A 24,312-nucleotide genomic window follows, 5' to 3' on the forward strand; every position below is an offset into this window, starting at 1 on the left:
GGTGGTCGGTCCGGGTGGTGCGGGCGCTCAGGTCTGCGCGAGCCGCTTCTTCTCGTGCTCGACGTCGAAATCGGGGGCGGGCCACTCGAGGTCGAGGCGCTCGAGGGCCTCGATCATCAGCTCCGTGACAGCAAGGCGCGCATACCATTTACGGTCGGCGGGCACGATGTGCCAGGGCGCGGTGTCGACATCGGTCTCGTCGAACACCACCTGATACGCCTCCTGGTACGCCGGCCAGTACTGGCGTTCGTCGATGTCGCCGGGGTTGTACTTCCAGTACTTGTCGGGCCGGTCGAGGCGCTCGGCCAGCCGCTCGCGCTGGGCGTCGGTCGAGATGTGCAGCATCACCTTGACGACGGTGGTGCCGGCCGCGACGAGGTCGGCCTCGAAGTCGTTGATGATCGCGTAGCGGGTGGACCACTCGGATTCCGGGACGAGATCGTGCACACGGACGGCCAGCACGTCCTCGTAGTGCGAGCGGTCGAACACGCCGATCCGGCCCGCCGCAGGCAGTTTGGCGCGGATCCGCCAGAGGAAATCGTGGGCGAGTTCCTCATCGGTGGGCTTGCCGAACGACGCGTGCGACACCCCCTGCGGGTCGACCATGCCCATGACGTGTTTGACGATGCCGCCCTTGCCCGCGGTGTCCATCCCCTGAAGCACCAACAGGATCGATCGCGGGTCGCCGCTGCGTCCGTGCGCGTAGAGCCGCTCCTGCAGCCCGGCGAGAAGCGCGCCACGGGCTTTCAGCGCCGCCTTGCCCGCGGATTTGTCGCCGTCGAACCCCGGCGTCGAGCGCTGGTCGATGCCGCTCAGCGGTCCCTGCGCGCGGGCGCGCAGGAGGGTGGGCGCCGAGGCGATGGCGGGATGGCCCGAGCCGGACTCGTCAGAAGGGGACACGGGGTCAACCTACCGGCCCGAACAGTCCGCCACCGCCGAATGCCGCACGGTGCGAGTCGGGTACGACGCCGTCGTCGTTGGCCAGCCCGTACTCGCGGCCGAGCTCGGCGGTCACCAGCGTCGCACCACTGCGCGCCGACAGGTCGGGGTCGCGGGCGAGGGCGTCGACGACACGGCCGACGAACGTGGGGTCCTCGGCGCGCTCGAGAGAGAACCCGGCGAAGTCGTTGACACCCAACGACATCAGCAGCTCGGTGCGGACCAGTCCCGGCCACAGGCTCACCGCGCTGACGCCGGTCCCGGTCAACTCGTGCGCCATGTCGGAGGTCATCTTGTCCAGACCGGTCTTGCTCATCCCGTAGAGCACCGAGTGCAGGTGCCCGCGCGACCCGAACGACGAGATACTCGCGATGAGACCCGAACCGGCGTCGACCATGCGCCGCGCCGCGTGCACCGAGGCGACATAGTGCGCACGGAGTCCGACCCCGATCAGGGTGTCCCAGTCGGAGATCGGGCGTTCGAAGAACTTCTCGGAGAAACCGCCGAAGCCACGCGGCGCCGCCCAGACGTTGTTGATCAACAGGTCGAGACGCCCGTGGTCACCGTCGATGCGCTCGAACAGTTCTGCCACCGCGTCGTCGTCGGTGTGGTCGCAGCTGATCGCCTGTGCCGTCCCGCCGGCCGCGGTGATCTCGGCGGCCACACGACCGAGCCGGTCGTCGGGTCCGACACCGCCGCGGGCGGTGAGACACACCGTCCACCCCGCCTCGCCGAGAGCCCGCGCGACACCACGACCCACGCCGCGGCTCGCGCCGGTCACCAGTGCGACCGGCGGCGTCACCGGTCGACGTCGTCGGGGAGCTGCGCGAACGGTGGCGCGCTCACCCCGCGCACCACGTGCCCGCCGAAGGCGTCCTCCGCCGAGAGCGTGCCCTCGCCGGCGCCGTGCGGCGTGCTGATGCGTACCTCGGTGCCCTCGGCGACCGGCGGATCGGCAGGATCCGACACCGCCGCCAGTCCGCGGATCCGTCCCTGCCACTGGTAGCGACCGGCGATGGGATCGAAGTGGCCGATCAGTTGGACGTTCGTCTCCACCGGGCGCCGTCCGCCCACGGTGATCGTCGCCGGACCGGTGTAGCCACCCGCGTCGTCATCATGGCCGTCTGCGGGTTCGTGATCGCTCATGGCGTCACTGTAGGGAGTCAGGTCGCGGTCGTCGACGGTGCGACGCCGAACTCCGGCAGCGGGTGCTCCCGGGAGTTGAACACCGCCGCCGACCCGCCGACCTCGGCGATGCCGACGAACGATGTCCACACCAGCATCGTGAGGTGGTCGATGAGCTGTTCCTGGCTCAGGGTGCGCTCGACCATCCACCAGTGGGTGGCGAGCTGCACGCCGCCGACGAGGGCGTACGCCCAGGTTTCGAAGCCGGAGGTGTCGAGACCTCGGTGGCTGAGCCGCTCGTTCATCGCGAACGCGACGACCTGCGCGATCAGCTTCTCCGAATCGGCGAGAACCGTGGGGCTGGAGAACTTCGAGCTGGTCACGAAGGTGTAGATCTGGGTCTCGTCGGCGATGGTCTGCACGTAGATGGAGATCACCGCGCGCGTCATCGTGAACTCGTCGACGTCGTCGATCAGCGCCTCGGTGAGCCGCGGCAGCAGGGTCACCTCGATGAACCGCACCATCGCGGCGGTGTTCAGATCGTTCTTGTCGGTGAAGTACCGGTAGAGGACGGTCTTCGAGACGCCGATGTGCGAGGCGATCTCGTACTTGCCGATGTCGGCGCCGAGGGCGCGCACTGCGGTGAGGGTGCCGTCGACGAGCTCGGCGCGCCGCTCCTCCTTGTGCTGCTGCCACCGCTGCTTGCGACCGTCGGGCTTGCCGTCGGGGATGTCGTCGGCGGCGCCCCGCAGCGCGGCCTCGAGCCCTTTCGTCGCGTTCGCGGCGGCCACGACGGCGGCACGGGCCGCCGCGGCGGTGGTCTGGCGAGCGGGCATACGCCCACAGTATCCCCGCCGGTGGGCGCCGGATCACCGCAGCTCGTCCGGCGCGGGCGCGGGAGTCGGAATCGGGTAAGACTGGTCAGGTGAATTCGATGTCGACGGCGCAGCGCACCGATCCCGCGCCTGCCCCCAGCGCCGCCCCCACCGGTATGTCCGGCTTCGACGCCGCCGACGCCGACCGCAAGCGCGCCCTGCGCAAGATGAAAGTGGTCGCGACCGGGCTGCTGGTCTTCGCCGCCGGTGTGTACCTGCTGACCCGCTGGATCGAGAGCCGCGACGGCGCCGACGCCGCCGGCTGGGTCGCCTACGTGCGCGCGGCCTCGGAGGCGGGCATGGTGGGCGCGCTCGCCGACTGGTTCGCCGTCACCGCACTGTTCCGCCAGCCACTGGGCCTGCCCATCCCACACACCGCCCTGATCCGCCGCAAGAAGGACCAGATCGGCGACCAGCTCGGCGGATTCGTCGAGCAGAACTTCATGACGCCCTCGGTGATCGAGGGACAGGTCGAGAAGATCCATCTGCCGCAGCGGGTCTCGCGATGGCTGGCCGATCCGCGCAACTCCGATCGCATCAGCGAGGAGGCGTCACGCGCCATCGGACTGGCGGGGGAGATGCTGGCCGACGAGGACGTCGAACAGTTCATCGTCGCGGGGATGCGGTGGATGGCCGAACCGCAGTGGGGACCGCCCGCCGGTCGCGTGCTCGAGCAGCTGATCGAGGAGAACAGGCTCGCGCCGATCATCGCGATGCTGTGCGACCGCGCGCACGACTGGGCGCTCGACAGCCAGGGCCTCATCGATCGGGTGATCGACAAGGACGGCCCCGCCTGGGCGCCGAAGTTCCTCAACGCCGTTGTCGGTGAACGGATCCACCGCGAACTCGTCGACTTCACCAACAAGGTCCGCTCCGATCCCGACCACGAGGTGCGGCGGGCGATGAACCAGTTCCTGGAGAACTTCGCCCAGGATCTGCAGCACGACAAGGCCACCATCGAGCGGCTCGAGGAGATCAAGGCCGAGTTCATTGGTCGCGACGAGGTGGCCGGTGCGGCGTCGTCGGCGTGGAAGGCCGCGAAAGCCGTTCTCGAACAGGCGCTCGACGATCCCGACAGCACGTTGCGCGCGACGCTCGCCGACGCGGTCATCAAGGTCGCCACGCGCGTCAGCAACGACGAGGCGTTGCAGGCCAAGATGAACTTCTGGACCGTGCGGGTCGCACGCCACGTCGCGGCCAATTACGCGACCGAGATCGTCTCGGTGATCACCGAGACCGTGCGCGGGTGGGACGCCGAGGAAACCAGCCGCAAGATCGAGCTCCAGGTGGGTCGCGATCTGCAGTTCATCCGCATCAACGGCACTGTCGTCGGCTCGCTCGCCGGCCTCGCGATCTACTCGATCTCGGTGCTGCTCTTCGGCTGACGCCCCCGGCACACCCTCTCTCCGTGTGGTATCGGCCACTATCGGGGCCAAAAATTAGCTGAGTGCTTGCATTTGCTAGCACTCGGTGCGAATACTGGTTTACGGAGACTCAAGGAGGTACCGATGAACTCTGAATCGGTCGATCCACCGGAGAACACAACGCCTCTCGTGGATGCCGAGGACGCAGCGACTCGAGCAGTCGAGAACGTTGTGAACGCCGCACAGGACATCGGTGCGTTCATCAGGTCTCAGCGGGTTGCTGCGGAAGTCTCGGTTCGGCAGTTGGCCGAACGGGCCGGAGTCAGCAATCCGTATCTGAGCCAGATCGAACGAGGACTGCGCAAACCGTCGGCAGATGTGTTGGCGCAGATCGCGAAAGGTCTGCGTGTGTCGGCGGAAGTGCTGTACGTCCGCGCAGGCATTCTCGAAGAACGTGCGGCCAGCCCGGTACGCGACGCGCTGCTGGCCGACTCACAGATCAGCGAGCGACAGAAACAGATGTTGCTCGAGATCTACGAGTCGTTCCGCAAGGAGAACGGCGTCCCAGCCGCTCCGTAGTCCCAGTTGCTCGACAGTCGCGTCGGTTCACCATCGCATCACCCATGAAGGAGACACCAATGAGCAAGAACGACAAGCTTTTCTCGACCCCGATCTACGCCGCGGTCGGCGTGGGCGACCTTGCCCTCCAGCAGGTGAACGAGGTCCTCACCCAGCTCCGTGAGCGCACCGAGGCCGCCACCGAGACCGCCCAGGCGCGCATCGAGGAGACCCGCGAGCGCCTCACCGAGACCCGCGAGCGCATCAACGCACTCCCCGAGGAGGTGCCTGCCGGTATCGACGACCTGCGCACCCGTTTCACCCCCGAAGAGCTCCGCAAGGTCGCCGAGGCCTACATCGAGGTCGCGACCGGCATCTACAACTCGCTCGCCGAGCGCGGCGAGGAGACCGTCGAGCGTCTGCGCACCCAGCCCGAGTTCCAGGAGAACGTCTCGAAGGCCGAGAAGGTCTACAACGACGCCGTCGACCTGACCGAGGACGCCCTGGGCACCATCTCCTCGCAGACCCGGGCCGTGGGTGAGCGCGCCGCGAAGCTCGCCAACCTCGCCTCGGGCAAGGCCGCCGGTGCCGCCGGCACCGTCGAGGCCAAGGCGCGTGGCCGCAAGGACTCGCCCGCCAAGGTCCTCGAGGAGCTGAAGGAGCCGGCCGCGAAGCCCGCCGCCAAGAAGGCCCCGGCCAAGAAGGCCCCCGCGAAGAAGGCCCCGGCCAAGAAGGCCCCCGCGAAGAAGGCTCCCGCCAAGAAGGCCGCCTCGAAGTAAGGCCCTCCACCGCCAGACCCGGACGCCCCCGACGGACCACGGTTCGTCGGGGGCGTCCGTGCGTTCGCGGGCCGCGACCGGTGTCGGTGATGCCCGGATAGGATCGGGGCCATGAGCATCCTCGCCTACGGACAGAGCCTCATCGTCCTGATCCTCACGATCGTCGGCGGAGCCGCCGCGATCGTCGCACTCGTCCACGCCGCGATCCAGCGTCCCGACGCCTTCCCGGCCGTCGATCGGCAGTCGAAGGTGATCTGGGTCGGCATCCTGGTGCTCGCGAGCCTGTTCATCTGGTTCTTCGGGCTGCTGGGTCTGTTCGGCATCATCGGCATCGTCGCGGTGCTGGTCTACCTCGTCGACGTCCGGCCCCGCGTCGACGCGATCCAGAACAAGCGCTGGTTCCGCAAGGTCTGATCCCGTCCGGCGCCCGTTGGTGCCATCGCGTGGCGTGACAATATTCGTTGTCTCAATACCTTGACAACGGTAGGTGTCATATCGCATCGTTGATTGACAAGGACTTTGTCGTCAACCGAGGGCAGAACCGCCTTCGACAGGAGCCCACGATGACCATCGCAGCCGAGCCCCTCACCCGATTCGATCGCGTGCAGGACCGCCAGGACACCGCGCGGAGACTCTTGGCCTCGTCGGCGCGGAAGTCCTACGACCCGCTGATCGAGGTCGACTGGGACGCCCCGATCGACCACGAGAGCTTCTACGGCATGACCCCCGAGTGGTGCAGCCTCTACGGCACCGAGATGTGGGATCAGATGACCGAGGCCCAGCGCATCACGCTCACCGAGCACGAGGCCGCGAGCATCAGCGCGACCGGAATCTGGTTCGAGATCATCCTCATGCAGATGCTCATCCGCGACGCCTACAAGCAGGATCCGGCGTCGCCGCACTTCCAGTTCGCGCTCACCGAGATCGCCGACGAGTGCCGGCACTCGACGATGTTCGCCAAGGCCGCCGAGCACTTCGGCATCCCGAACTACGAGCGCCCGAAGTGGATCAACTTCCTGTCGCGCCCGTTCAAGGCGCTGGCGTCGGGATCGCTGGCCTTCGGTGGGACCCTGGCCGCCGAGGAGATCCTCGACATGATGCAGCGGGACTTCATGAAGGACCCGCGCGTGCAGCCGGTCACCCGCACCGTCAGCAAGATCCACGTGCTCGAAGAGGCCCGCCACATCCGCTTCGCCCGCGAGGAGACGGTGCGCATCGCGGCCGACATGAGCCCGATCCGCCGCCACCTGACGCGCCTCATGCTCGCGATCACCGTCTACATGGTGGTGTTCTGCCTCGTGAACCCGAAGGTCTACGAGGCTGCAGGCCTCGACAAGAAGGCCGCGAAGAAGGCCGCCCGCACCAACACCTACTACAACGACCGAAAGCGCAACGGATGCGCCAAGACGGTGTCGTTCCTCGACGAGTGCGGTCTCATCGGCGGACCCGGGAAGTACCTGCTGCGCCGCGGCGCGATCATCTAGCACGACCGACGAGGTACGGGAACACTGCGCGGATAGACTCGCCGCGTGGCTGAATACCGGATCAACGAGCTCGCCGAGGTGTCGGGTGTCAGCGTGCGCAACATCCGGGTCTACCAGGATCGCGGGTTGTTGCCGTCGCCGAAGATCAAGGGGCGCACAGGGTGGTACTCGCAGGAGCACCTCGTCCGGTTGAACCTGATCTCGCGACTGCTCGAACGCGGCTACACCTTCGCGACGATCAGCGAGCTGCTGCAGGCGGCGCACTACGGGATGAAGGTGGAGCACGTGCTCCACGGCACCCCGAAGTCGGGCCGGTGGCGCACCTTCAAACGCGCGGCCACCATCACGCTGACCGAACTGCGCCGGACACTCGGTGCCGACGAACGCACGATCGCGATGAGTCAGAAGCTGGGTCTGCTCGCCAAGGAGGGGGCGCAGTACGCGATCAAGAGCCCCGAGCTGCTCGAGGGTGCCGAGGTGCTGGTGAAGGCCGGCATCGACCTGGAGTCGTTGCTCCGCAAGTGGGAACGCGTCCAGAACGACATCGACGACATCGCCGACAACTTCGTCGCGATCATCACCGACAAGTACTTCGGCGACGACGGCCGCCTGCTCGACATGGAGGAGACCGACGTCGCCAAGGTCGCCCATCTGATCGGTGCGGTCCGCCCGATGGCCCACGAGATCGTGGAGTCCGCGTTCCGGCGCTCACTCGACGTGAAGATCTCGCAGGCACTCGGCGAGGCCTCGGAGATCTTCGACAACGACCGCGGTCTGGACACCGATCCGCTCAGCGGGTCCGCCTGAGCGCCACCCCCAGCCCGACCGATGGCCGTTCGGGCACGCATCGGAGAGGTTCACACACATGACGAGGACGCATCGGCCGATACGCGAGGTGGCCCGATCGCATCGAGTGCTCACCGGGTCCGCCATCGCCGGCGGTGTCGCGGTCGGTGGGGCCGGGCTCGCGGTGGGGACCATCCTGGGCGCTCTGGTGCGCACCGCCCTGACCGGGCCCGCGCCGATCGACGACGGCCCCGACGCGCTGCTCGCCGAACCGGCCATGACGCCCGAGCGCATCGACGTCCGCGCCTCCGACGGTAACCCGATCAACGTGCTCGCCTACGGTCCGCCCGACGGCGACCTGCTCGTGATGGCCCACGGATGGACCTGCAACACGCGGCACTGGTACGCCCAGATCAACGCCTTCGCCGCCGACCACCGCGTGGTGGTCTACGACCAACGCGGCCACGGCAAGACCCCGCTCGGTCGCACCAAGCTCAGCACCGCGTTGCTCGGGTCGGACCTCGAAGCGGTGCTGCGCGCGGTGGTCCCCGACGGGCGTCGTGCGCTGATCGCCGGGCACAGCATGGGCGGGATGTCGGTGCTGGCGTGGGCGAAACACCACCCGGCGAGCGTCGACCGTTTCGCGCGCGTCGTGGTGCTGACCTCCACCGCCGCGGTCGAGGTGGTGCAGAACCTCGCGGTGGTGCCCGAAGGCCTGCCGCGGTTCACGCGCCCGTTCGAGCACGCCGTCGGCCGGCTCGTCGCCACCACGCCCGCGCCGCTGCCGCACACCACTGCCTCACCCAAGGTCGCGCAGTACATCGCGCTCAACACCCAGGCGAAGCTCTCGCACGTCGAGTTCTGCGACCACATGATCAGCGAGTGCCCGGCCCGTGCGCGTGCGCGCTGGGGTTCGGCGCTGCTCGACCTCGACGTCTGGCAGGGCGTCATCAACCTCACGGTGCCGACCGCGGTGGTCGTGGGCACCGACGACCGCCTCACCCCGCGCAAGCACTCCGACGCCATCGCGTCCACGCTCAAGGCCGCCGGGCATCTGCAGGAGTACCTGGTGCTCGACCACACCGGGCACATGAGCAACATCGAGGAACACGACCGCTACAACGACCTGCTCACCGAACTGCTCACCGCGACCCGCGACCGCGTCGCGTACACCCCCTGACCGGTCAGGCGTCGGCGAAGCCGTCGAGTACCGCGCGTGATCCCGACAGGCCGAGGCGGGTGGCGCCGGCGGCGATGAGCTCGGCGGCGAACTCCGCGGTGCGGATGCCGCCCGAGGCCTTGATGCCGACCGATGCCGGTACCGCGGCCCGCATCAGCTCGACGGCCGCCACGCTCGCGCCGCCGCTGGGGTGGAAGCCGGTCGACGTCTTCACCAGCGAGGCACCTCCCTGCGCCGCTCGTCGCGACACCTCCGTGACCGCGTCGGGTCCGGCGAACTCGAGCAGGGCCGCCGACTCGATGATCACCTTGAGCACGGCGTCGGGTCCGATGGCCTCGCGGACGGTGAGCACGTCGGCGAACACCTCGTCGTAGAGCCCGGCGACCGCTGCGCCGACGTCGATCACCATGTCGATCTCGTCGGCGCCGGTGTCGATGGCGAGTCGCGCCTCCGACGCCTTGACGAGCGAATGATGTTTGCCCGAGGGGAATCCCGCCACCACACAGGTGCGCTGCGACCCGGTGTCGATGGGCAGCATCGACGGTGACAGGCACACCGCGAGTACCCCGAGATCGGCGGCCTCGGCGACACAGGCCAGTGCGTCGTCGCGTGATGCCTCGGGCTTGAGCAGGGTGTGGTCGACCATCGCGGCCACGCGTCGTCGGGTGATGGTTCCGGTCGAGGCAGAAGTCATGTCGTCGAGCGTGGCACACCGACGACGGGTGCGGTCACCCGAATGGGGCGGAACGGGGGACGTGCACGATCGATGGCGTCATCTACCCGATCGACGCGGTCATCTGCCTGATCGACGCGGTCATCTGCCCGATCGACGGCGGACGTCGGTGAGCAGCACGTGCACGCCGACGAGGAGGACTGCCATGACACCGGCCGCTGCGCCGCCGGCGATGAACCAGTGGTGCAGGGGGTAGGTGTAGGCGGATCGGCCGTCGCCGATGGCGGTCGAGGCGAACAGCGTCACCGCGAAGACGGCGACCGCCGCCCAGACGACACCGGCGTAGCTGACCAGCGTCAAAGCCAACGGATTGCGGGCGATCGGGCTGTGCGCTGCCTTCGTACGTCCTCGCATGGTGGATGCCACCTCACATCGGTCGATCGGTCGGTTCGCCCATCGTACCGCCCTGAACTGAGCCGCCGCTGTGGACTTCGCAGAGATTCTCAGGTTCGTCATCGGTTCAGAAATGCTCGCGCGCGGACTCCTGTTCGAGCAGCTCGTCGAGGTCTTTCAGACGGTTCATCGTCGCCACCGACCGCGCCGTGCGATTGTTCTTGCGCAGCATCTCCTCGTGACGATGGGTGAACGCCCAGTAGCCCGCGGTGAAGGGGCAGGCGTCGTCGCCGACACGCTTTTTCGGGTTGAACGCACAGGGCTTGCAATGGTCGGACATCTTGTCGATGTAGGCCCCACCGGAGGTGTAGGGCTTCGTCGCCATCAGCCCGCCGTCGGCGTGTTGGCTCATCCCGATCACGTTGACCGGCATCACCCAGTCGAACCCGTCGATGAAGTTGGCGCGGAACCACTCGGAGAGCTCGGCCGGGTCGTATCCGCGTTGCAGCGCATGGCTTCCCAGCAGCATCAGGCGCGGGATGTGGTGCACCCACCCGCGATCGCGCACACCGCGCAACGCCTCCGACAGGCACCGCGCGGTGACCGCGTCGGCGTCGAGGTCGCGGAACCAGTCCGGCAGCGGCACGTGGGCGTCGAGGCCGTTGTTCTCCATGTACTCGGGCCCGTAGTGCCAGTAGAGGTGCCAGATGAACTCGCGCCACCCGATGATCTGCCGGATGAACCCCTCACCGGCGGAGATGTCGACCGACCCGTCCCGGACCGCGGCCTCGGCCGCGTGCACAACATCCAGCGGATCTAGCAGCGACAGGTTCAGCGGCACCGACAACAGCGAGTGCGACATGGGCCAGTCGGCGTCCATCATGGCGTCCTCCCACCGACCGAACGTCGCCAGACGCTGGTCGATGAAGGTGCGCAGGGCCTCGTCGGCCTCGTCGGAGGTGACCGCGAACAGGCGTGGCCCGTCGACGCCGGTGAACGCGACACCGTCGGCGACCATGGCGTCGAGATCGGCGCGGACCTCCTCGTCGATCTGGTCCTCGGTGGGCCACCACGGCGGGTCGACACCGAGGGTGTCGCGCTTGGGGGGTGAGTCGCGATTGTCGTGGTCGTAGTTCCAGCTGCCGCCCGACGGCTTGTCACCGTCCATGAGGATGTCGAACCGCACCCGCTGGTCGCGGTAGAAGTTCTCCATGCGGAAATTCTTCCCGTCGCCGGCCCACTCGCCGAACTCCTTGCGCGACAACGCGAACGACGGGTTGGGGAGAATCTCCGAGACCAGCCCCTCCTCGGCGAGGCGGGCGACGAACGCCGACGCGGCGTGCGACGTCGGCTCGTGCACCACGACCGGCCGCCCGAGCTCGACGAGCGCGTCGCGATACCCCGACGCCTGCCAGAACTGCGCGCGGTCACCGAGGTCGGCCGCCAGATGCCGGATCCCGGAGAGGACGAGGTGCGCCTTCTGTCGGTGCCCGCCACGGCGCGCGATGGCCGCCGACGACTCGACGAGGACGACCTCGCGGTCGGCGTGCTGCGACGACGAGTGGATGTGACGGCCGAGCTGATCGCCGAAGAGCCACAGCGGATCCGGGCTCACAGGATGGTGCACGCGTCGTTGGTCGAGCTCTGTTGCGCCGGTGTCGACCCGAGGGTGTCCTGATTCAGCGGGACGTCGGTGCCGGTGACCCGGAAATCGACCCCGGTGGAGGTGACCGACAGCTGCTGGAAGTCGAGCTGGTTGAACAGCGGCGGGAACAGCGACTTCGACACGCCGTCGACGAGGGTCTGGGCGAATCCCGACGGCACGCCGAACACCAGCGCGCTGGCCTTGACGACCTGGAACTCGATCTTGCCGCCGGTGACGGTCGGCTTGAGCTCCACGCTCACCGGGATCGGGAAGATCGCGACCGTGAGCGTCGCGTCGAGCGACATGGTGCCGGTCGACTGGTTGCCGGTGACGCTGTTCAACGTGAAACCACCGAACAGTCCGGACAGACCGCTCTGCGTGGAATCGGCGCCGCCGGTGTTCTGATCGGCCGGATTCTGATCGGTTGCGGTCTGGGCCGACTGCTTGCTCAGTTCGACGATGCGCGAGAACGGCACCGATCCGTTGGCCGACAACGAGCCCAGCGTGGACCCGTCCGACCGCGCGATGATGTCGTCGGCGCGGCCGTGCAGTTCGATGGCGGATCCGTTGTCCCCGCCGGCGTCGATCTGGACATACGGCACCTTCTTGGTGGCGTACTGCAGCAGCATCGGCTTCTTGCTCAACGACACCGACGCCGACGAGCCGGTGACGTCGCTGAACGACTTCTCCAGGCAGTCCTTGGTGGCGTTGCGCAGGTACAGCTCGCTCCCCACCCCGGCGATCACCAGGACGAGCACCACCACGAGCGCACTGATCGTCACGATCACGCCGGTGCGCCGCTTCGGTCGGGTCGGCGTGGGTGCCGGCTCGGCGGCCGCCACCTGCTGTGTCTGTGGCTCGGCGTCGAAGGGGCGTGTCTGCGAATACGCCTGCCCACCGACCGGGAACTGCTCGGTCGGCGGTGTGGGGCCGGGCTGCTGCGGACTGTTGTCGGGTCGCTCGGGCTCATTCATCACCTCCGATTCTGCCTGCCGATTGTGAGGCGATCGTGAGAGTTCCCGCAAAAAACGGTGGCGGTCGGTGACCGACGGACGTCGGCGGTCGGGTGGGGGCTGCCGATCAGGCGGTCACGACACCCGCGCGGGCGGGTGCCAGACGTCGGTTCGCCAGCACGCCGATCGCCGACCGCGCCGCATCGACGCGCTCGAGGTCGACGTCGTGGACGCCCAGGTGCTCGTGTTCGCCGTACTCGGCCACCAGCTCGCCGAAGGGGTCGACCAGTACCGAGTTACCGATCCCGGTGGGGGCCGACGACTCCGCCACGGCGGGATCGTCGGGGATGGCCTGCCCGACCGCGGCGACGACGGTGGAGCTGTCGAGCGCGCGGGCCTGGGCCAACACCCGCCACTGACGCCGCTTGCCTGGCCCCGCACCCCACGAGGCGGGAACCACGATGAGCTCGGCGCCGTCGTCGGCGAGTGCGGTGAACAGTTCGGGGAAGCGGATGTCGTAGCAGGTCGCGAGGCCGACGGTGTGCCCGGCGACGGAGATGGTGGTCGGTGCCGAGCCGGCGGCGACGGTGTCGGACTCGCGGAACCCGTAGGCGTCGTAGAGGTGGATCTTGTCGTACGAGGTCGCCGATCCGTCGGGGCCGGCGACGAGCAATGTGTTCCGCACCCGGGCGCGCCCGTTCGCGGCGTCGGCGGGGGTGAACATGCCGACGACGACGGTGGTGGCCGCCTCGGCGGCGATCGCGCACACCGATGTGGCCCACGGCCCGTCGAGTGGTTCGGCGACCGGGGCGAGCGGCACCCCGAAACGACACATCGTGGCCTCGGGGAACACCACCAACTCGGCGCTCGATTCCACGGCCTGCCGGGTGCGGGCGGCGACGATGTCGAGATTGGCGTGCGGATCGGTGCCGGTCGACACCTGGGCCATCGCGATACGCATGGAGGACACGGTACGGCGCTGTCGCCGACGATGGGACGGCTAGCGGCTCGGTGCGACGAACGACCACGGCACGGTGAGGGTGTTGTCGCGCAGGCGGCGTCGCGGTATCTCGCACGGCACGCCGCTCGCCGCGAGCGCCCGCCGGGCGTGTGACCACCGCACCCGCGGACCGTAGGGGGCATACGGCGCGGCGACGTCCCAACACCGGTCGGCCGCGGTGAGCAGGTCGTGGATCGGGCTCCCGGGACGGTTGTGGTGGATCAGCGCCTTGGGCAGGCGGGCCGCGATCGCCGAGGGGTGGTCGGTGTGTCGCGGCGCCCACGACAGCGTCAGCGAGCGCGGGCCGTCGGCGTCGAGGAGGATCCAGGCGCAGCGTCGGCCGATCTCGTCACACGTGCCCTCCACGATGAGCCCGCTCGGTGCGAGCGCATCTTGCATCCGGCGCCAGTGGCCGACGACCTGGTCCTCGTCGTACTGCCGCAGCACGTTGTAGGCCCGCACCAGATGTGGTCGCAGACCGGCGAGTTCGAAACCGCCGCGGGCGAATCGGACACCGTCGTGGTCGGCGACCACCCGGCCGGGGTCGATCTCGAGGCCCACGAGCGAGAGGTCGGCGACGACGTGACGCAGGCGTCGGTACATCTCGACGGCGGTGTCGGGGCGGTCGCCGTAACCGAGATCGACGGCGAGGGGATGCTCGGCGGCACGCAGCACGTCGACGATCTCGGGACGTGAGGCCATCCACCGGTCGACCCGGCGGAGGCGGTTGATGTTGGTGGTGCCGCGGGTGATGACCCCGTCGGGGTGGTGCCGCGACGGCTCAGCCGTTGGCCTTGATCCAGTCCGCGGTGAACTCCGCCTCGCCGCGGAACAGGTCGACCAGGTTGACCAGGATGAGCTGCTCGAGCTTGCCGTTGACGAACGGGACGTAGACCTTGACCTCGGTCGTGCGCCGCAGCGTGCAGCCCGATTCGGTGGGAAAGAGCTCCTGCACACCGGTGAGGCTCCCGGGGCCGGCCGGGATGCCCGCGCTGTAGGTGCCCTCGGTCTTCTCCGGGTGGAACGGTCCGAGGAACTCCTTGCGCGTGATGATCATGTCCTTCTTGATCACCGCGTTGGCGATGGCGGGGAGGTCGGATTTCGGCAGCGTCTGCACCAGCACGATGTCGATGCCGTTCTCGTCGACCACGAACTTCTCGACATCGGACTGGGGGGTCAGCTTCCGGAACTCCACCATCTGGGCATCCCAGAAGTCCCGGCTCGACAGAGCCGAATAGACCTTCTCGGTGGGGTGCTCGTAGCGGGCTGAGTAGCTGAGACGTCGCGCCATGGGGTTACCGTACCCGCCGCCTGGTCACGGGTGCTCGTCGTGCCAGGCAATCGTGAAATCGCGCTCGGCCTCGAACAGCGTGCGCATGTTCTCGGCGATCATCTTCTCGATCTTCCCGCCGATCAAGGGGATTCGAACGGTCACCTCACCGGCGAACGCGATGGAGCACTTCTCGGAACCGGTGGCCTCGATGGTGCCCGAGGTGGTGGCCGGTGCGCCGTTGACTGTCGCGTCGAAGGTGCCGGCCGACCGGTCGTCGGAGGTGAACTCGATCGACACCGTCCGGTGGATGGCGAGGTCGCCGGGGATCATCGAGGTGACCGCCGAGGGCAGCTTGTCGGCGGGGATCTTCTGGATGAGCGCGATCTTCGCCCCGGTGTCGGTGATGTCGGCCGATTCGAGCTCGCCCGGCGCCTTGTCCGAACCCACCGCCAGGGTCGACCAGTACTCGGGGTCGGAGATGGCCTTCCGATAGGCCGCCATGCCGAACGGGAACTCGATGGTGTGCTGCAGCTTCGTCGCCATGACCTGCAGACGTTACCGTTGGCCCGTGGGATCCCGTGACGCGAACGACCTCGACGCCGGCGGCGGTGTGTCGTTGGCCGACCTGACCACCCTGCGCCTGGGCGGTCGTGCACGTGGCCTCGTCCGGGCCACCGACGTCGACGAGCTCATCGCCGCCCTGGACCGTCTCGACCGTGCGGGCGAGCCGGTGCTCATCGTCGGCGGCGGGTCGAATCTCGTTGTCTCCGACGACGGTTTCCCCGGGACCGTGGTGCAGATGGCGCAGGACGGCATCCGGGTCGGCGAGGTCGACCCGGCGCGCGACACCGTCGTGGTCGTCGCCGGTGCGGGGGTCGACTGGGACCGTCTGGTCGCCGACACCGTGTCCCGTGATCTCGGTGGCCTCGAATGTCTGTCGGGCATCCCGGGTGCGACCGGTGCCACGCCCGTGCAGAACGTCGGTGCCTATGGTGTCGAGATCGCCGACGTCCTCGACGAGGTGCAGGTCCTCGACCGTGCGACCGGTGCCGTCGAGTGGGTGTCGCCGGCGTCGCTGCAGCTCGGCTACCGGACCAGCGCGCTGAAACACCGGTCGGACCGGGTGGTCACGGCGGTGGCGTTCGCGCTGACCCACGACGGTCTGAGCGCTCCGATCCGCTATCGCGAGCTCGCCGGCGTCCTGGGGGTGGAGCCGGGCGCGCGCGTGCCCGTCGGTGAGGCCCGTGAGGCGGTCCTGCAGCTGCGCCGCGGCAAGGGCATGGTGCTCGACGCCGACGACCACGACACCTGGAGCGCGGGGTCGTTCTTCACCAATCCCGTTGTCGGTGAGCATGATCTGCCTCACATCCTCGAACGGATCGTCGCCCGGGTCGGGGACGTCCCGATCCCGCGCTATCCGGCGCAGGACGGCGTGAAGTTGTCGGCCGGCTGGCTCATCGAGAGGGCCGGGTTCGGTCGCGGCCATCCGTCGGCGGATGCGCCGGCGCGCCTGTCGACCAAGCACACCCTGGCGCTGACCAACCGCGGCGCCGCCCGGACCGAGGACCTGTTGGCGCTCGCGCGCGAGGTGCGCGACGGTGTGGCCGCGGCCTTCGGGGTGGTCCTCGAGCCCGAACCGGTGCTCGTGGGATGCCGTCTGTAGGCCCTGCGACACCCGGTGTGACCGGATGGACGTTCTCCGCGTCGTCCGGAGCACTCCCCGCCTGCAGGTATCGTCGGTGTACATGACCGTTTCTCGTGGCCATTCCCCGATGACCAGGCGGACGGCGCTCGGCGCGATCGCCATCGGCGCCGTCGGCGTCACCGCCGCAGCCTGCAGCACCGGCTCGTCCGGCGACACCGCGTCCGGAGCCGCCGCGTCGAAGAGCGCGGAGCCCTCGGCCGGCATCACCTTCTCCCCGGCGCTCGACGCGAACGCCAACCCCAGCCCCACCGCGGCGTTCTCGGTGAAGGTGAGCAAGGGCCAGCTCAACCCCGACGTGAAGCTGACCAACTCGCGCGGCACCGTGGTGACCGGCGCGCTGTCGGAGGACCGCACGACCTACACGATCGGTGAGCCCCTCGGCTACGGCAACACCTACACCTGGTCGGGTACGGCGATCGGCGACGACCGCAAGACCGTGCCGATCCAGGGCACCTTCACGACGTTGACCCCGCAGGAGCAGGCCAATGTCGTCATCAACATCGCCGACGGCCAGGAGGTCGGCATCGCCGCACCCCTGATCCTCAAGTTCGACTCCACCGTCACCGACAAGAAGGCCGTCGAGAAGGCGCTGACCGTCACGACCACACCCGAGACCGAGGGCAGCTGGGCCTGGCTGCCCGAGGACAACGGTTCGCGGGCGCACTGGCGCAGCAAGGAGTACTTCGCGCCGGGCACCAAGGTGTCGATGGTCGGCAAGCTCTACGGCCTCGACCACGGCGACGGCGTCTACGGCGCCGCCGACGTCACCAGCGACTTCGTCATCGGTCGCTCCCAGATCGTGAAGGCCGACGCCACGTCGTTCAAGATCGACGTGATGCGCGGCAGCGATGTGCTGATGACCCTGCCCTGCAGCTACGGCAGCGGTGACCTCGACCGCAACGTCACTCGCTCGGGCATCCACGTGGTGAGCGAGAAGCACGAGGACTTCTACATGTCGAACCCGGCGGCCGGGTACTTCAACGTGCGCGAGCGTTTCGCCGTCCGCATCTCCAACAACGGCGAGTTCATCCACGCCAACCCCGAGACCACCGGTGTGCAGGGCTCGTCGAACGTCACCAACGGCTGCATCAACCTGTCCCTCGACAACGCGCAGCAGTACTTCAACGTCGCGATCTACGGCGACCCCGTCGAGGTCACCAACACGCGGATCCCGCTGTCGGAGGCCGACGGCGACATCTACGACTGGACGTTCAGCTGGGACGACTGGAAGTCGATGTCGGCGCTCAAGGGCGAGGTCACCAGCTCCTCGGCGCCGGCCACGCCGTCGAACGCGCCGCAGCTGTCGGGGATCTCGACCACCCCGCCGACCCCGGCACGCCAGGGGCCGACAGGCTGATCCGGGTCCTATCCGGTCTTGACGTTGCGGCGGGCGCTGGCCTGGTCGCGCGGCTTGAGCACGATCTGATCCAGGTTCACGTGCGGCGGCCGTGACGCCACGAAGCCGACGACCTCGGCGACATCGCCCGCGGTCAACGGGGTCAGGCCGTCGTAGACCGCCGCGGCCTTCTCGGCGTCGCCGTCGAAACGCACCAGCGAGAACTCCGTCTCCACCATGCCGGGCAGGATCTCGGTGAGCCGCACGGGCTTCCCGATCAACTCTGGACGCAGCGTGCGGTGCAGCACGGCCTGTGCGTGCTTGGCCGAGGTGTAGCCCGAGCCGTTGTCGTAGGTCTCGATCGCCGCGATCGAGGTGATCGTGACGATCAGGCCGTCACCGGAGTCGACGAGCGCGGGCAACAGCGCCTTCGTCATCCGCAGCGTGCCGAGCACGTTGGTCTCCCACATCCATCGCCACTGTTCGAGATCGGCGTCGGCCACCGTCGCCAGGCCCTGCGCGCCGCCGGCGTTGTTCACCAGGACGTCGACGCGGTCGAGCTGAGCGCAGAAGTCGGTCACCGAGGCGTCGTCGGTCACGTCGAGCGCGATCGCCCGGCCGCCGATCTCCTGCGCGAGGGTCTGCAACCGATCGAGCCGCCGCGCACCGACGACGACCTCATACCCCTGTGCGGCAAGCGTTCTCGCGGTGGCCTCGCCGATCCCGGAGCTCGCTCCGGTGACGACGGCGACGCGGCGGGATGACGAGGGGGTGGCGGGAGTGGTCATGGCACGAGTTTACGGTGGCGCCGCGGGCGGCTTAGGCTGAGCCCGGCGCCGTGCAGAATCAGTCGGGGACCGCCATCGCATGTCCGAACACACTGCAGGGTAGGGGCAACCGACCATGGGCACGATCAAACGCGACGTCTCGTCGATGATGGACATCTGGGTGGGGGCCGCCACCGAGCTCGAGGTGCAGGTCACCGTGGCGAAACTGCCCGGGATGGACCTCGTGGAGACCCTGACGGTGTCGGTGAACGGGAACTCGGTCACCCCGGAGGAGATCGTCGGCGAGTGCGGTACCCGCATCCATCGCTTCGCGGTCGACCACGGCAACGTGCTCGTGCAGTACTCGGCGTCGGTGAACACCCCGGCCGATCCGCTCACCGAACAGGTGGGGGAGCGGTCGATCTACCTGAGGCCCAGCCGGTACGCCGAGGCCGACAAGTTCTTCGGTTACGTCACAGCGGAATTCGATCTCAGCAAGCCGCCGATCGAGCTGCTGTTCGAGGTGTCGAAGTTCGTCGCCGACCGCCTCAACTACATTCCGGGCGCCAGCGATCCCATCGACGGCGCCGAGGACACCCTGCTCGCCAACGCCGGGGTCTGCCGCGACTTCGCCCACCTCGTGGTGGCATTGCTGCGCGCGCTGAACATCCCGGCCCGCCTCGTCGCGGTGTACGCGCCCGGCTGCGTGCCGATGGACTTCCACGCCGTCGCCGAGGCCCTCATAGACGGCACCTGGCTCGTGGTCGACGCGACCGGCCTCGCGCCGCGTCAGGCCCTGGTGCGGATCGCCACCGGTCGCGACGCCGCCGACACCGCGTTCCTCGACAACCACTCCGGCAACATCACGCTCAACAACTACGAGGTCATCGCCACCGTCGCAGGCGAACTCCCCGTCGACAACGGCTCCGACCACATCAGCATCGGCTGATCGCGCCTCGCCCCGCCTCGAACTGACGAACCCGCCTCGTGCACGAGGCGGGTTCGTTGGTTCGCGGCGGTTGCGTGCCGTTGGTGCGGGGCTCAGCCGGCGAGCAGGGCCGCGCAGCGGAGGAGACCGATGTGGCTGTAGGCCTGCGGGTGGTTGCCCAGTGAGCGCTCGGCGACCGGGTCGTACTCCTCGGACAGCAACCCGGTGGGGCCGGCGGCTTTCACGAGTTGGTCGAAGAGCGCCTCGGCGTCGGTGCGTCGACCGATGAGCAGGTAGGCCTCCACCAGCCACGCCGCGCACAGGTGGAACCCGCCCTCGCCGCCGGGCAGACCGTCGTCGTGGTGATAGCGGTACACCGTTGCACCACTGCGCAACTCGGCCTCGGTGGCCTCGACGGTCTGGGTGAAGCGCGGATCGGCGGGATCGATCATCCCGGCCAACCCGATGTGCAGGGTGGCGGCGTCGAGGTCGGTGCCCTCGTACGCCGCGGTGAACGACCGCACCTCGGCGTTCCAGCCCTGATCGATGACCTGCCCGGCGATCACGTCACGCAGCACCGACCACCCCGGCTCCACCTCGCGACCGAACCGTTCGCCGATCTTCAGCGCACGATCGACGGTCATCCAACACATCACCTTCGAGTACACGTGGTGACGCGGGTTGCCGCGGATCTCCCAGATGCCGTGATCGGGCTCGAACCAGCGGCGCTCGACCGCCCACACCATGTTCGCGACCAGGTCCCAGTCGGCGTCGGTGAGCGGTGTGGCGTCATCGGTGGCCGCGCGGGCGTCGGCGAGGTGGCCGATGAGTTCGACGATCGGGCCGAACACGTCGAGCTGCACCTGCTGGTTGGCGGCGTTGCCGACGCGGACCGGTCGCGAGCCGGCGTATCCGGGGAGCGAGTCGATGATGGCCTCGGGCGGCAGACCGCCACCGGCGAGCGTGTACAGCGGGTGCAGCCACTCGGGGCCGTTCACGGTGCCGAGCACGCGGTACAGCCAGGTGAGGTAGCCCTCGGCCTCGGCGTGCGACCCCACCGACACCAGCGCCGACGCGGTCAGCGCGGCGTCACGCAGCCAGCAGTAGCGGTAGTCCCAGTTGCGGACACCGCCGATCTCCTCGGGCAGCGACGTGGTCGCCGCGGCCATGATCGACCCGGTGTCGGCGTGGACCAGTCCCTTGAGGGTGAGCGCCGACCGCTTCATGAGGTCGGGCTTGATGACGGGCAGGGCCAGACCGGCCGACCAGTCGCTCCAATAGCTCTGGGCGAGCTCGCGACGCTGGGTCTCGGTCCGTTCCTCCTCGCCGATGTAATCGGTGCCGCAGCGCAATTCGAGCACCACGGGGCCGTTCGAGGCGTCGACGACGGCGGTCGCGCGCTGGTAGAAGCGCTCGGTGTCGATGCGCCAGGTGACGCCCGGTGCGCGCAGGACGATCGGCTCGTTCGAGCCGTAGACGCGCAACCCGTCCTCGACGGCCTCGATCTGCACGCTGGCCTGACCGAACTCCGGTCGTGGCGCGAACTCGACCATCGCCGGCACCGACCCGGTGATGACGCGGACGAGGTCGGTCCTGCCCGGCGCGACGTCGTGCGGCAGGTAGTCGACGACCTCGAGTCCGGCCCAGCGGGTGGCGATGGTCATGGTGCCGTCGACGTAGCGCTGGCTCTGCGGCAGTGGTGCGCGACGGTCGCCGTCGACGTGGGGACGGACGCCGAACTCGCCGGCGTCGACGGTGCCGAGCAGGCTCGCGAACACCGCCGCCGAATCGGGTTCGGGGTGACACATCCAGCACACCTTGGCATCCGGCGTCATCAAGGCGACGGTGCGCGGCGAGGCCAGCATGGACAACCGTTCGATGGGGGCGGCGTTCTCGCCACGCAGCCAGGCGCGACGCTCCTCGTAGAGGAACGCCAACGCCAGCGCGACCTGATCGGTGTCGGTCACGCGGTAGGTGGCGAGGGTGTCGCCGTCGCCGACCTTGACGCCGAAATCGGGTCCGTGGAGGCGACGGAAGGCCTTCTCGTCGGTGACGTCGTCGCCGAAGAAGATCGCCGCGCCGGCCCCGGCCTGATGGCGCAGGATGTCGAGCGCCTGCCCCTTGTCGGTGCGGATCACGGCGAGCTCGATCACCGACTTGCCCTCGGTGACCTGCACACCGTCCCAGGTCGCCGGTCCCACCCGCACGCGGTGCAGGGCCGAGTCGGAGTCGGTGTCGGAGGCGTTGCGCACGTGCAGGGCGGTGCTGGCGGGTTTGGTCTCCACCGTCACGCCCTCGTAGTCGACCGCGATGGCCCGCAGCTCGGTGACGACGGTGTCGAGGAGTTCGGTTGCCGCGGCACTGATCTCGTGTACGAAGCCGATGTCGAACTCGCTGCCGTGGCTGCCCACGAGGTGGACCTCGGCGGGCAACCGCGACAGGGTCGCGAGGTCACGCAGCGCGCGGCCGGAGATGACCGCCGCGGTGGTGGAGTCGAGGTCGGCGATGGCCCGCATCGCGCGGACCGAGTCGGGGTTGGGCCGCGCGTCCTCGGGGCGGGACACGATCGGCGCCATGCAACCGTCGTAGTCCGAGGCGACGAGCAGACGCGGGGTGCGCGCGATGTCCTTCAACGCGCGGCGCAGCTCCGGGGACAGATCTTGGGCACTCACTCGGTGAGTCTAGAACCCCCGGGCGAGGGGGCTCCAATCGAGAAACCCCGACGTGTGCCGCGCGGCGGCGACGCGGTCACTGACCGTTGTCGTCGTCGGCGCCGTCCTCGACCAGATCGACACCGCGGTTGCCGCTCGGCGTGGTCTCGCTGGTGTTGGCGAGCACCCCGAGAAAGCTCTGGGCCCAGCGGCTCACGTCGTGGGCCAGCACCTGCCTGCGCAGCGAGCGCATGCGTTTGCGTCCGTCCTCGGGGGCCTGCTCGACGGCGGCGACGATGGCGTCCTTCACCCCGTCGAGGTCGTACGGGTTGGCCTGGTAGGCCGACCGGAGTTCGGCCGCGGCACCGGTGAACTCGCTGAGCACCAGCGCGCCACCGAGATCGCTGCGGCACGCGACGTACTCCTTCGCGACGAGGTTCATCCCGTCGCGCAGCGGCGTCACCAGCATGACGTCTGCGGCGACGAAGAACGCGATCAGCTCGTCGCGCTCGACCGGTCGGTGCAGGTACTGCACGACCTGGTGGGCGACCTCGCCGTACATGCCGTTGATGTTGCCCACGAGCTGCTCGATGCCCGCACGCATCTGGATGTAGCTGTCGACGCGTTCGCGGCTGGGCGTCGCCAGCTGGATCATCACCATGTCCTGCGGATCGATCCGTTTCTCGGCGAGCAGCTCGCTCAGCGCCTGCAACCGGACGTCGATGCCCTTGGTGTAGTCGAGGCGGTCGACGCCGAGCATGATCGTCGACGGGTTGCCCAACTCCTCCCGGATGCGTGCGGCGCGGTCACGGATCTTCTTCGACCGCGAGGTCTGGTCGAGCGCACCGGAATCGATGGAGATCGGGAACGCACCCACCCGGACGTTGCGGAAACCGACCTGCACCACGCCGAATTTCGACCGGACACCGACCGACCCCTTCGACGTGGCCTGACCGGCCAGCCGTCGGGCGAGGTACAGGAAGTTCTGCGCGCCACCGGGGAGGTGGAAACCGATGAGATCGGCGCCGAGCAGACCCTCGACGATCTCGGTGCGCCACGGGAGCTGCATGAACAGCTCGACCGGGGGGAAGGGGATGTGGAGGAAGAAGCCGATCTTCAGATCGGGCCGCAGCATCCGCAGCATCTTCGGCACCAGCTGCAGCTGGTAGTCCTGCACCCACACCATCGCGCCCTCGGACGCCGCGTCGGAGGCGGCCTCGGCGAAACGGCGGTTCACCTCGACGTAGGTGTTCCACCACTCGCGGTGGTACTCGGGCTTGACCAGCACGTCGTGATAGAGCGGCCAGAGGGTCGCGTTGGAGAAACCCTCGTAGTACTCGTTGATCTCGGTCGCCGAGAGCGGCACGGCACGCAGCTGCAGACCGTCGACCACGGGGTGCTCGCTGGAGTCGGGGACACCCGACCATCCGACCCAGGCCCCGGTCTGTGACCGCAGGATGGGTTCGAGCGCGGTCACCAGGCCGCCGGGGCTCCGCTTCCAGCGGACGCTGCCGTCGGGCAGGGTCTCCTTGTCGACCGGGAGACGATTGGCCACCACGACGAAATCGGCGGCATGGAAATCGGTGTCGACGCGATCAGGGACGAGCCCCTCGGGATCGGTGACGTTGGTCGGCACGCTCAGACGACGTCGGGGCTGATCCCGAGCATGGACAGCAGCATCCGGCACTCGTCGGCATCGGTGGCGTAGGCGGCGACCACGCGTCGTGCGGACTTGGCGGTCTCGGCGGCGACCGTCGCGATGTCGTCCTCGGCAATCTCGGCGGTGTCGCTGGTCTTGGCAGGCATGACGATCAGTTTACCCCGCGTCATCATCGGCCCTGACCTCGGCCTTTGGTCGCCGTCCGGCTCGGGCCTGTGGTCGCCGTCCGGCTCGGGCC

At 68.6% G+C, this 24,312-nt stretch carries 26 protein-coding genes; 10 read left to right on the forward strand and 16 right to left on the reverse strand.

Features of this window, described 5'->3' with window-relative positions; all coding sequences use genetic code 11:
* Positions 1–27 precede the first annotated feature (27 nt).
* The 4 genes from TU34_RS04945 to TU34_RS04960 are packed head-to-tail and all read right to left on the reverse strand — an operon-like array spanning position 28 to position 2,900.
* Positions 28–900 carry a polyphosphate kinase 2 family protein gene (locus tag TU34_RS04945; RefSeq protein WP_052688745.1) on the reverse strand — a complete coding sequence of 291 codons (873 nt, stop codon included), beginning with the start codon at positions 898–900 and terminating at the stop codon, positions 28–30.
* Between the two features lie 4 nt (positions 901–904).
* Positions 905–1,741: an SDR family NAD(P)-dependent oxidoreductase gene (locus tag TU34_RS04950; protein ID WP_045821726.1), complete on the reverse strand. Its 837-nt coding sequence runs from the start codon at positions 1,739–1,741 to the stop codon at positions 905–907.
* A complete protein-coding gene (locus TU34_RS04955; RefSeq protein ID WP_045821727.1) occupies positions 1,738–2,085 on the reverse strand; it encodes a DUF4873 domain-containing protein in 348 nt (115 codons plus the stop codon). Before TU34_RS04955 ends, TU34_RS04950 begins: the two co-directional genes overlap by 4 nt.
* A gap of 17 nt (positions 2,086–2,102) precedes the next feature.
* On the reverse strand, positions 2,103–2,900 hold the full coding sequence (locus tag TU34_RS04960) for a TetR/AcrR family transcriptional regulator (RefSeq protein ID WP_065973497.1): 798 nt from the start codon (positions 2,898–2,900) through the stop codon (positions 2,103–2,105).
* Between the two features lie 98 nt (positions 2,901–2,998).
* On the opposite strand from TU34_RS04960, the gene TU34_RS04965 reads away from it, so the two are divergent.
* From TU34_RS04965 to TU34_RS04995, 7 genes are all read left to right on the forward strand, one after another.
* A complete protein-coding gene (locus TU34_RS04965) occupies positions 2,999–4,324 on the forward strand; it encodes a DUF445 domain-containing protein (protein ID WP_045821830.1) in 1,326 nt (441 codons plus the stop codon).
* 123 nt (positions 4,325–4,447) lie between these two features.
* Positions 4,448–4,882, forward strand: a complete 435-nt coding sequence (locus tag TU34_RS04970) for a helix-turn-helix domain-containing protein (RefSeq protein ID WP_045821728.1) — start codon at positions 4,448–4,450, stop codon at positions 4,880–4,882.
* A 59-nt stretch (positions 4,883–4,941) separates the two neighbouring features.
* Entirely contained in the window at positions 4,942–5,640 is a 699-nt protein-coding gene (locus TU34_RS04975; protein ID WP_045821729.1) for a hypothetical protein, read from the forward strand.
* A gap of 111 nt (positions 5,641–5,751) precedes the next feature.
* Positions 5,752–6,054, forward strand: a complete 303-nt coding sequence (locus TU34_RS04980; RefSeq protein WP_045821730.1) for a DUF2516 family protein — start codon at positions 5,752–5,754, stop codon at positions 6,052–6,054.
* Positions 6,055–6,203: 149 nt separating this feature from the next.
* The gene (locus TU34_RS04985) at positions 6,204–7,124 is read left to right on the forward strand and encodes an AurF N-oxygenase family protein (protein WP_045821731.1); all 921 of its coding nucleotides are present in this window, start codon (positions 6,204–6,206) and stop codon (positions 7,122–7,124) included.
* A gap of 45 nt (positions 7,125–7,169) precedes the next feature.
* The gene (locus TU34_RS04990; RefSeq protein ID WP_045821732.1) at positions 7,170–7,931 is read left to right on the forward strand and encodes a MerR family transcriptional regulator; all 762 of its coding nucleotides are present in this window, start codon (positions 7,170–7,172) and stop codon (positions 7,929–7,931) included.
* A 58-nt stretch (positions 7,932–7,989) separates the two neighbouring features.
* Positions 7,990–9,090 carry an alpha/beta fold hydrolase gene (locus TU34_RS04995; RefSeq protein WP_052688746.1) on the forward strand — a complete coding sequence of 367 codons (1,101 nt, stop codon included), beginning with the start codon at positions 7,990–7,992 and terminating at the stop codon, positions 9,088–9,090.
* A gap of 4 nt (positions 9,091–9,094) precedes the next feature.
* Here TU34_RS04995 and deoC read toward each other — a convergent pair whose 3' ends face one another.
* The 8 genes from deoC to TU34_RS05035 all read right to left on the reverse strand — a co-directional run bounded on the left by deoC (position 9,095) and on the right by TU34_RS05035 (position 15,570).
* Complete coding sequence (gene deoC, locus TU34_RS05000) at positions 9,095–9,784, reverse strand: deoxyribose-phosphate aldolase (protein ID WP_045821734.1); 690 nt, start codon at positions 9,782–9,784, stop codon at positions 9,095–9,097.
* Between the two features lie 120 nt (positions 9,785–9,904).
* The gene (locus tag TU34_RS05005) at positions 9,905–10,177 is read right to left on the reverse strand and encodes a hypothetical protein (RefSeq protein WP_045821735.1); all 273 of its coding nucleotides are present in this window, start codon (positions 10,175–10,177) and stop codon (positions 9,905–9,907) included.
* Positions 10,178–10,283: 106 nt separating this feature from the next.
* Positions 10,284–11,783 (reverse strand): cryptochrome/photolyase family protein, encoded by a 1,500-nt coding sequence (locus TU34_RS05010; protein WP_045821736.1) that lies wholly within the window; start codon positions 11,781–11,783, stop codon positions 10,284–10,286.
* Complete coding sequence (locus TU34_RS05015) at positions 11,768–12,775, reverse strand: LmeA family phospholipid-binding protein (protein ID WP_052688747.1); 1,008 nt, start codon at positions 12,773–12,775, stop codon at positions 11,768–11,770. The genes TU34_RS05010 and TU34_RS05015 overlap by 16 nt, the downstream gene beginning before the upstream one ends.
* Before the next feature lie 106 nt (positions 12,776–12,881).
* Positions 12,882–13,715, reverse strand: coding sequence for a carbon-nitrogen hydrolase family protein (locus tag TU34_RS05020; RefSeq protein WP_045821737.1), 834 nt, complete (start codon positions 13,713–13,715; stop codon positions 12,882–12,884).
* 39 nt (positions 13,716–13,754) lie between these two features.
* A complete protein-coding gene (locus TU34_RS05025) occupies positions 13,755–14,456 on the reverse strand; it encodes a hypothetical protein (protein ID WP_045821738.1) in 702 nt (233 codons plus the stop codon).
* Between the two features lie 79 nt (positions 14,457–14,535).
* On the reverse strand, positions 14,536–15,045 hold the full coding sequence (locus tag TU34_RS05030) for a DUF2505 domain-containing protein (protein WP_045821739.1): 510 nt from the start codon (positions 15,043–15,045) through the stop codon (positions 14,536–14,538).
* 24 nt (positions 15,046–15,069) lie between these two features.
* Complete coding sequence (locus tag TU34_RS05035; protein ID WP_045821740.1) at positions 15,070–15,570, reverse strand: DUF2505 domain-containing protein; 501 nt, start codon at positions 15,568–15,570, stop codon at positions 15,070–15,072.
* Positions 15,571–15,595: 25 nt separating this feature from the next.
* On the opposite strand from TU34_RS05035, the gene TU34_RS05040 reads away from it, so the two are divergent.
* Together TU34_RS05040 and TU34_RS05045 are read left to right on the forward strand one after the other, a co-directional pair.
* Positions 15,596–16,690 (forward strand): UDP-N-acetylmuramate dehydrogenase, encoded by a 1,095-nt coding sequence (locus TU34_RS05040; RefSeq protein ID WP_045821741.1) that lies wholly within the window; start codon positions 15,596–15,598, stop codon positions 16,688–16,690.
* A gap of 82 nt (positions 16,691–16,772) precedes the next feature.
* Entirely contained in the window at positions 16,773–18,089 is a 1,317-nt protein-coding gene (locus TU34_RS05045; RefSeq protein ID WP_045821832.1) for a L,D-transpeptidase, read from the forward strand.
* Between the two features lie 8 nt (positions 18,090–18,097).
* Here the strand turns inward: TU34_RS05045 and TU34_RS05050 are convergent, their stop codons facing one another.
* A complete protein-coding gene (locus TU34_RS05050) occupies positions 18,098–18,856 on the reverse strand; it encodes an SDR family oxidoreductase (RefSeq protein ID WP_045821742.1) in 759 nt (252 codons plus the stop codon).
* A 115-nt stretch (positions 18,857–18,971) separates the two neighbouring features.
* On the opposite strand from TU34_RS05050, the gene TU34_RS05055 reads away from it, so the two are divergent.
* Positions 18,972–19,784, forward strand: coding sequence for a transglutaminase-like domain-containing protein (locus TU34_RS05055; RefSeq protein ID WP_065973499.1), 813 nt, complete (start codon positions 18,972–18,974; stop codon positions 19,782–19,784).
* A gap of 92 nt (positions 19,785–19,876) precedes the next feature.
* On the opposite strand, the gene otsB is transcribed toward TU34_RS05055, so the two are convergent.
* The 3 genes from otsB to TU34_RS23880 all read right to left on the reverse strand — a co-directional run bounded on the left by otsB (position 19,877) and on the right by TU34_RS23880 (position 24,220).
* The gene (otsB, locus tag TU34_RS05060) at positions 19,877–22,435 is read right to left on the reverse strand and encodes a trehalose-phosphatase (RefSeq protein ID WP_045821743.1); all 2,559 of its coding nucleotides are present in this window, start codon (positions 22,433–22,435) and stop codon (positions 19,877–19,879) included.
* 76 nt (positions 22,436–22,511) lie between these two features.
* Complete coding sequence (locus TU34_RS05065; protein ID WP_045821834.1) at positions 22,512–23,972, reverse strand: alpha,alpha-trehalose-phosphate synthase (UDP-forming); 1,461 nt, start codon at positions 23,970–23,972, stop codon at positions 22,512–22,514.
* Positions 23,973–24,052: 80 nt separating this feature from the next.
* A complete protein-coding gene (locus tag TU34_RS23880; RefSeq protein ID WP_160298507.1) occupies positions 24,053–24,220 on the reverse strand; it encodes a hypothetical protein in 168 nt (55 codons plus the stop codon).
* Positions 24,221–24,312 lie beyond the last annotated feature (92 nt).

The organism is Williamsia herbipolensis, assembly GCF_000964005.1.
In the GTDB taxonomy this organism is placed as follows: domain Bacteria; phylum Actinomycetota; class Actinomycetes; order Mycobacteriales; family Mycobacteriaceae; genus Williamsia_A; species Williamsia_A herbipolensis.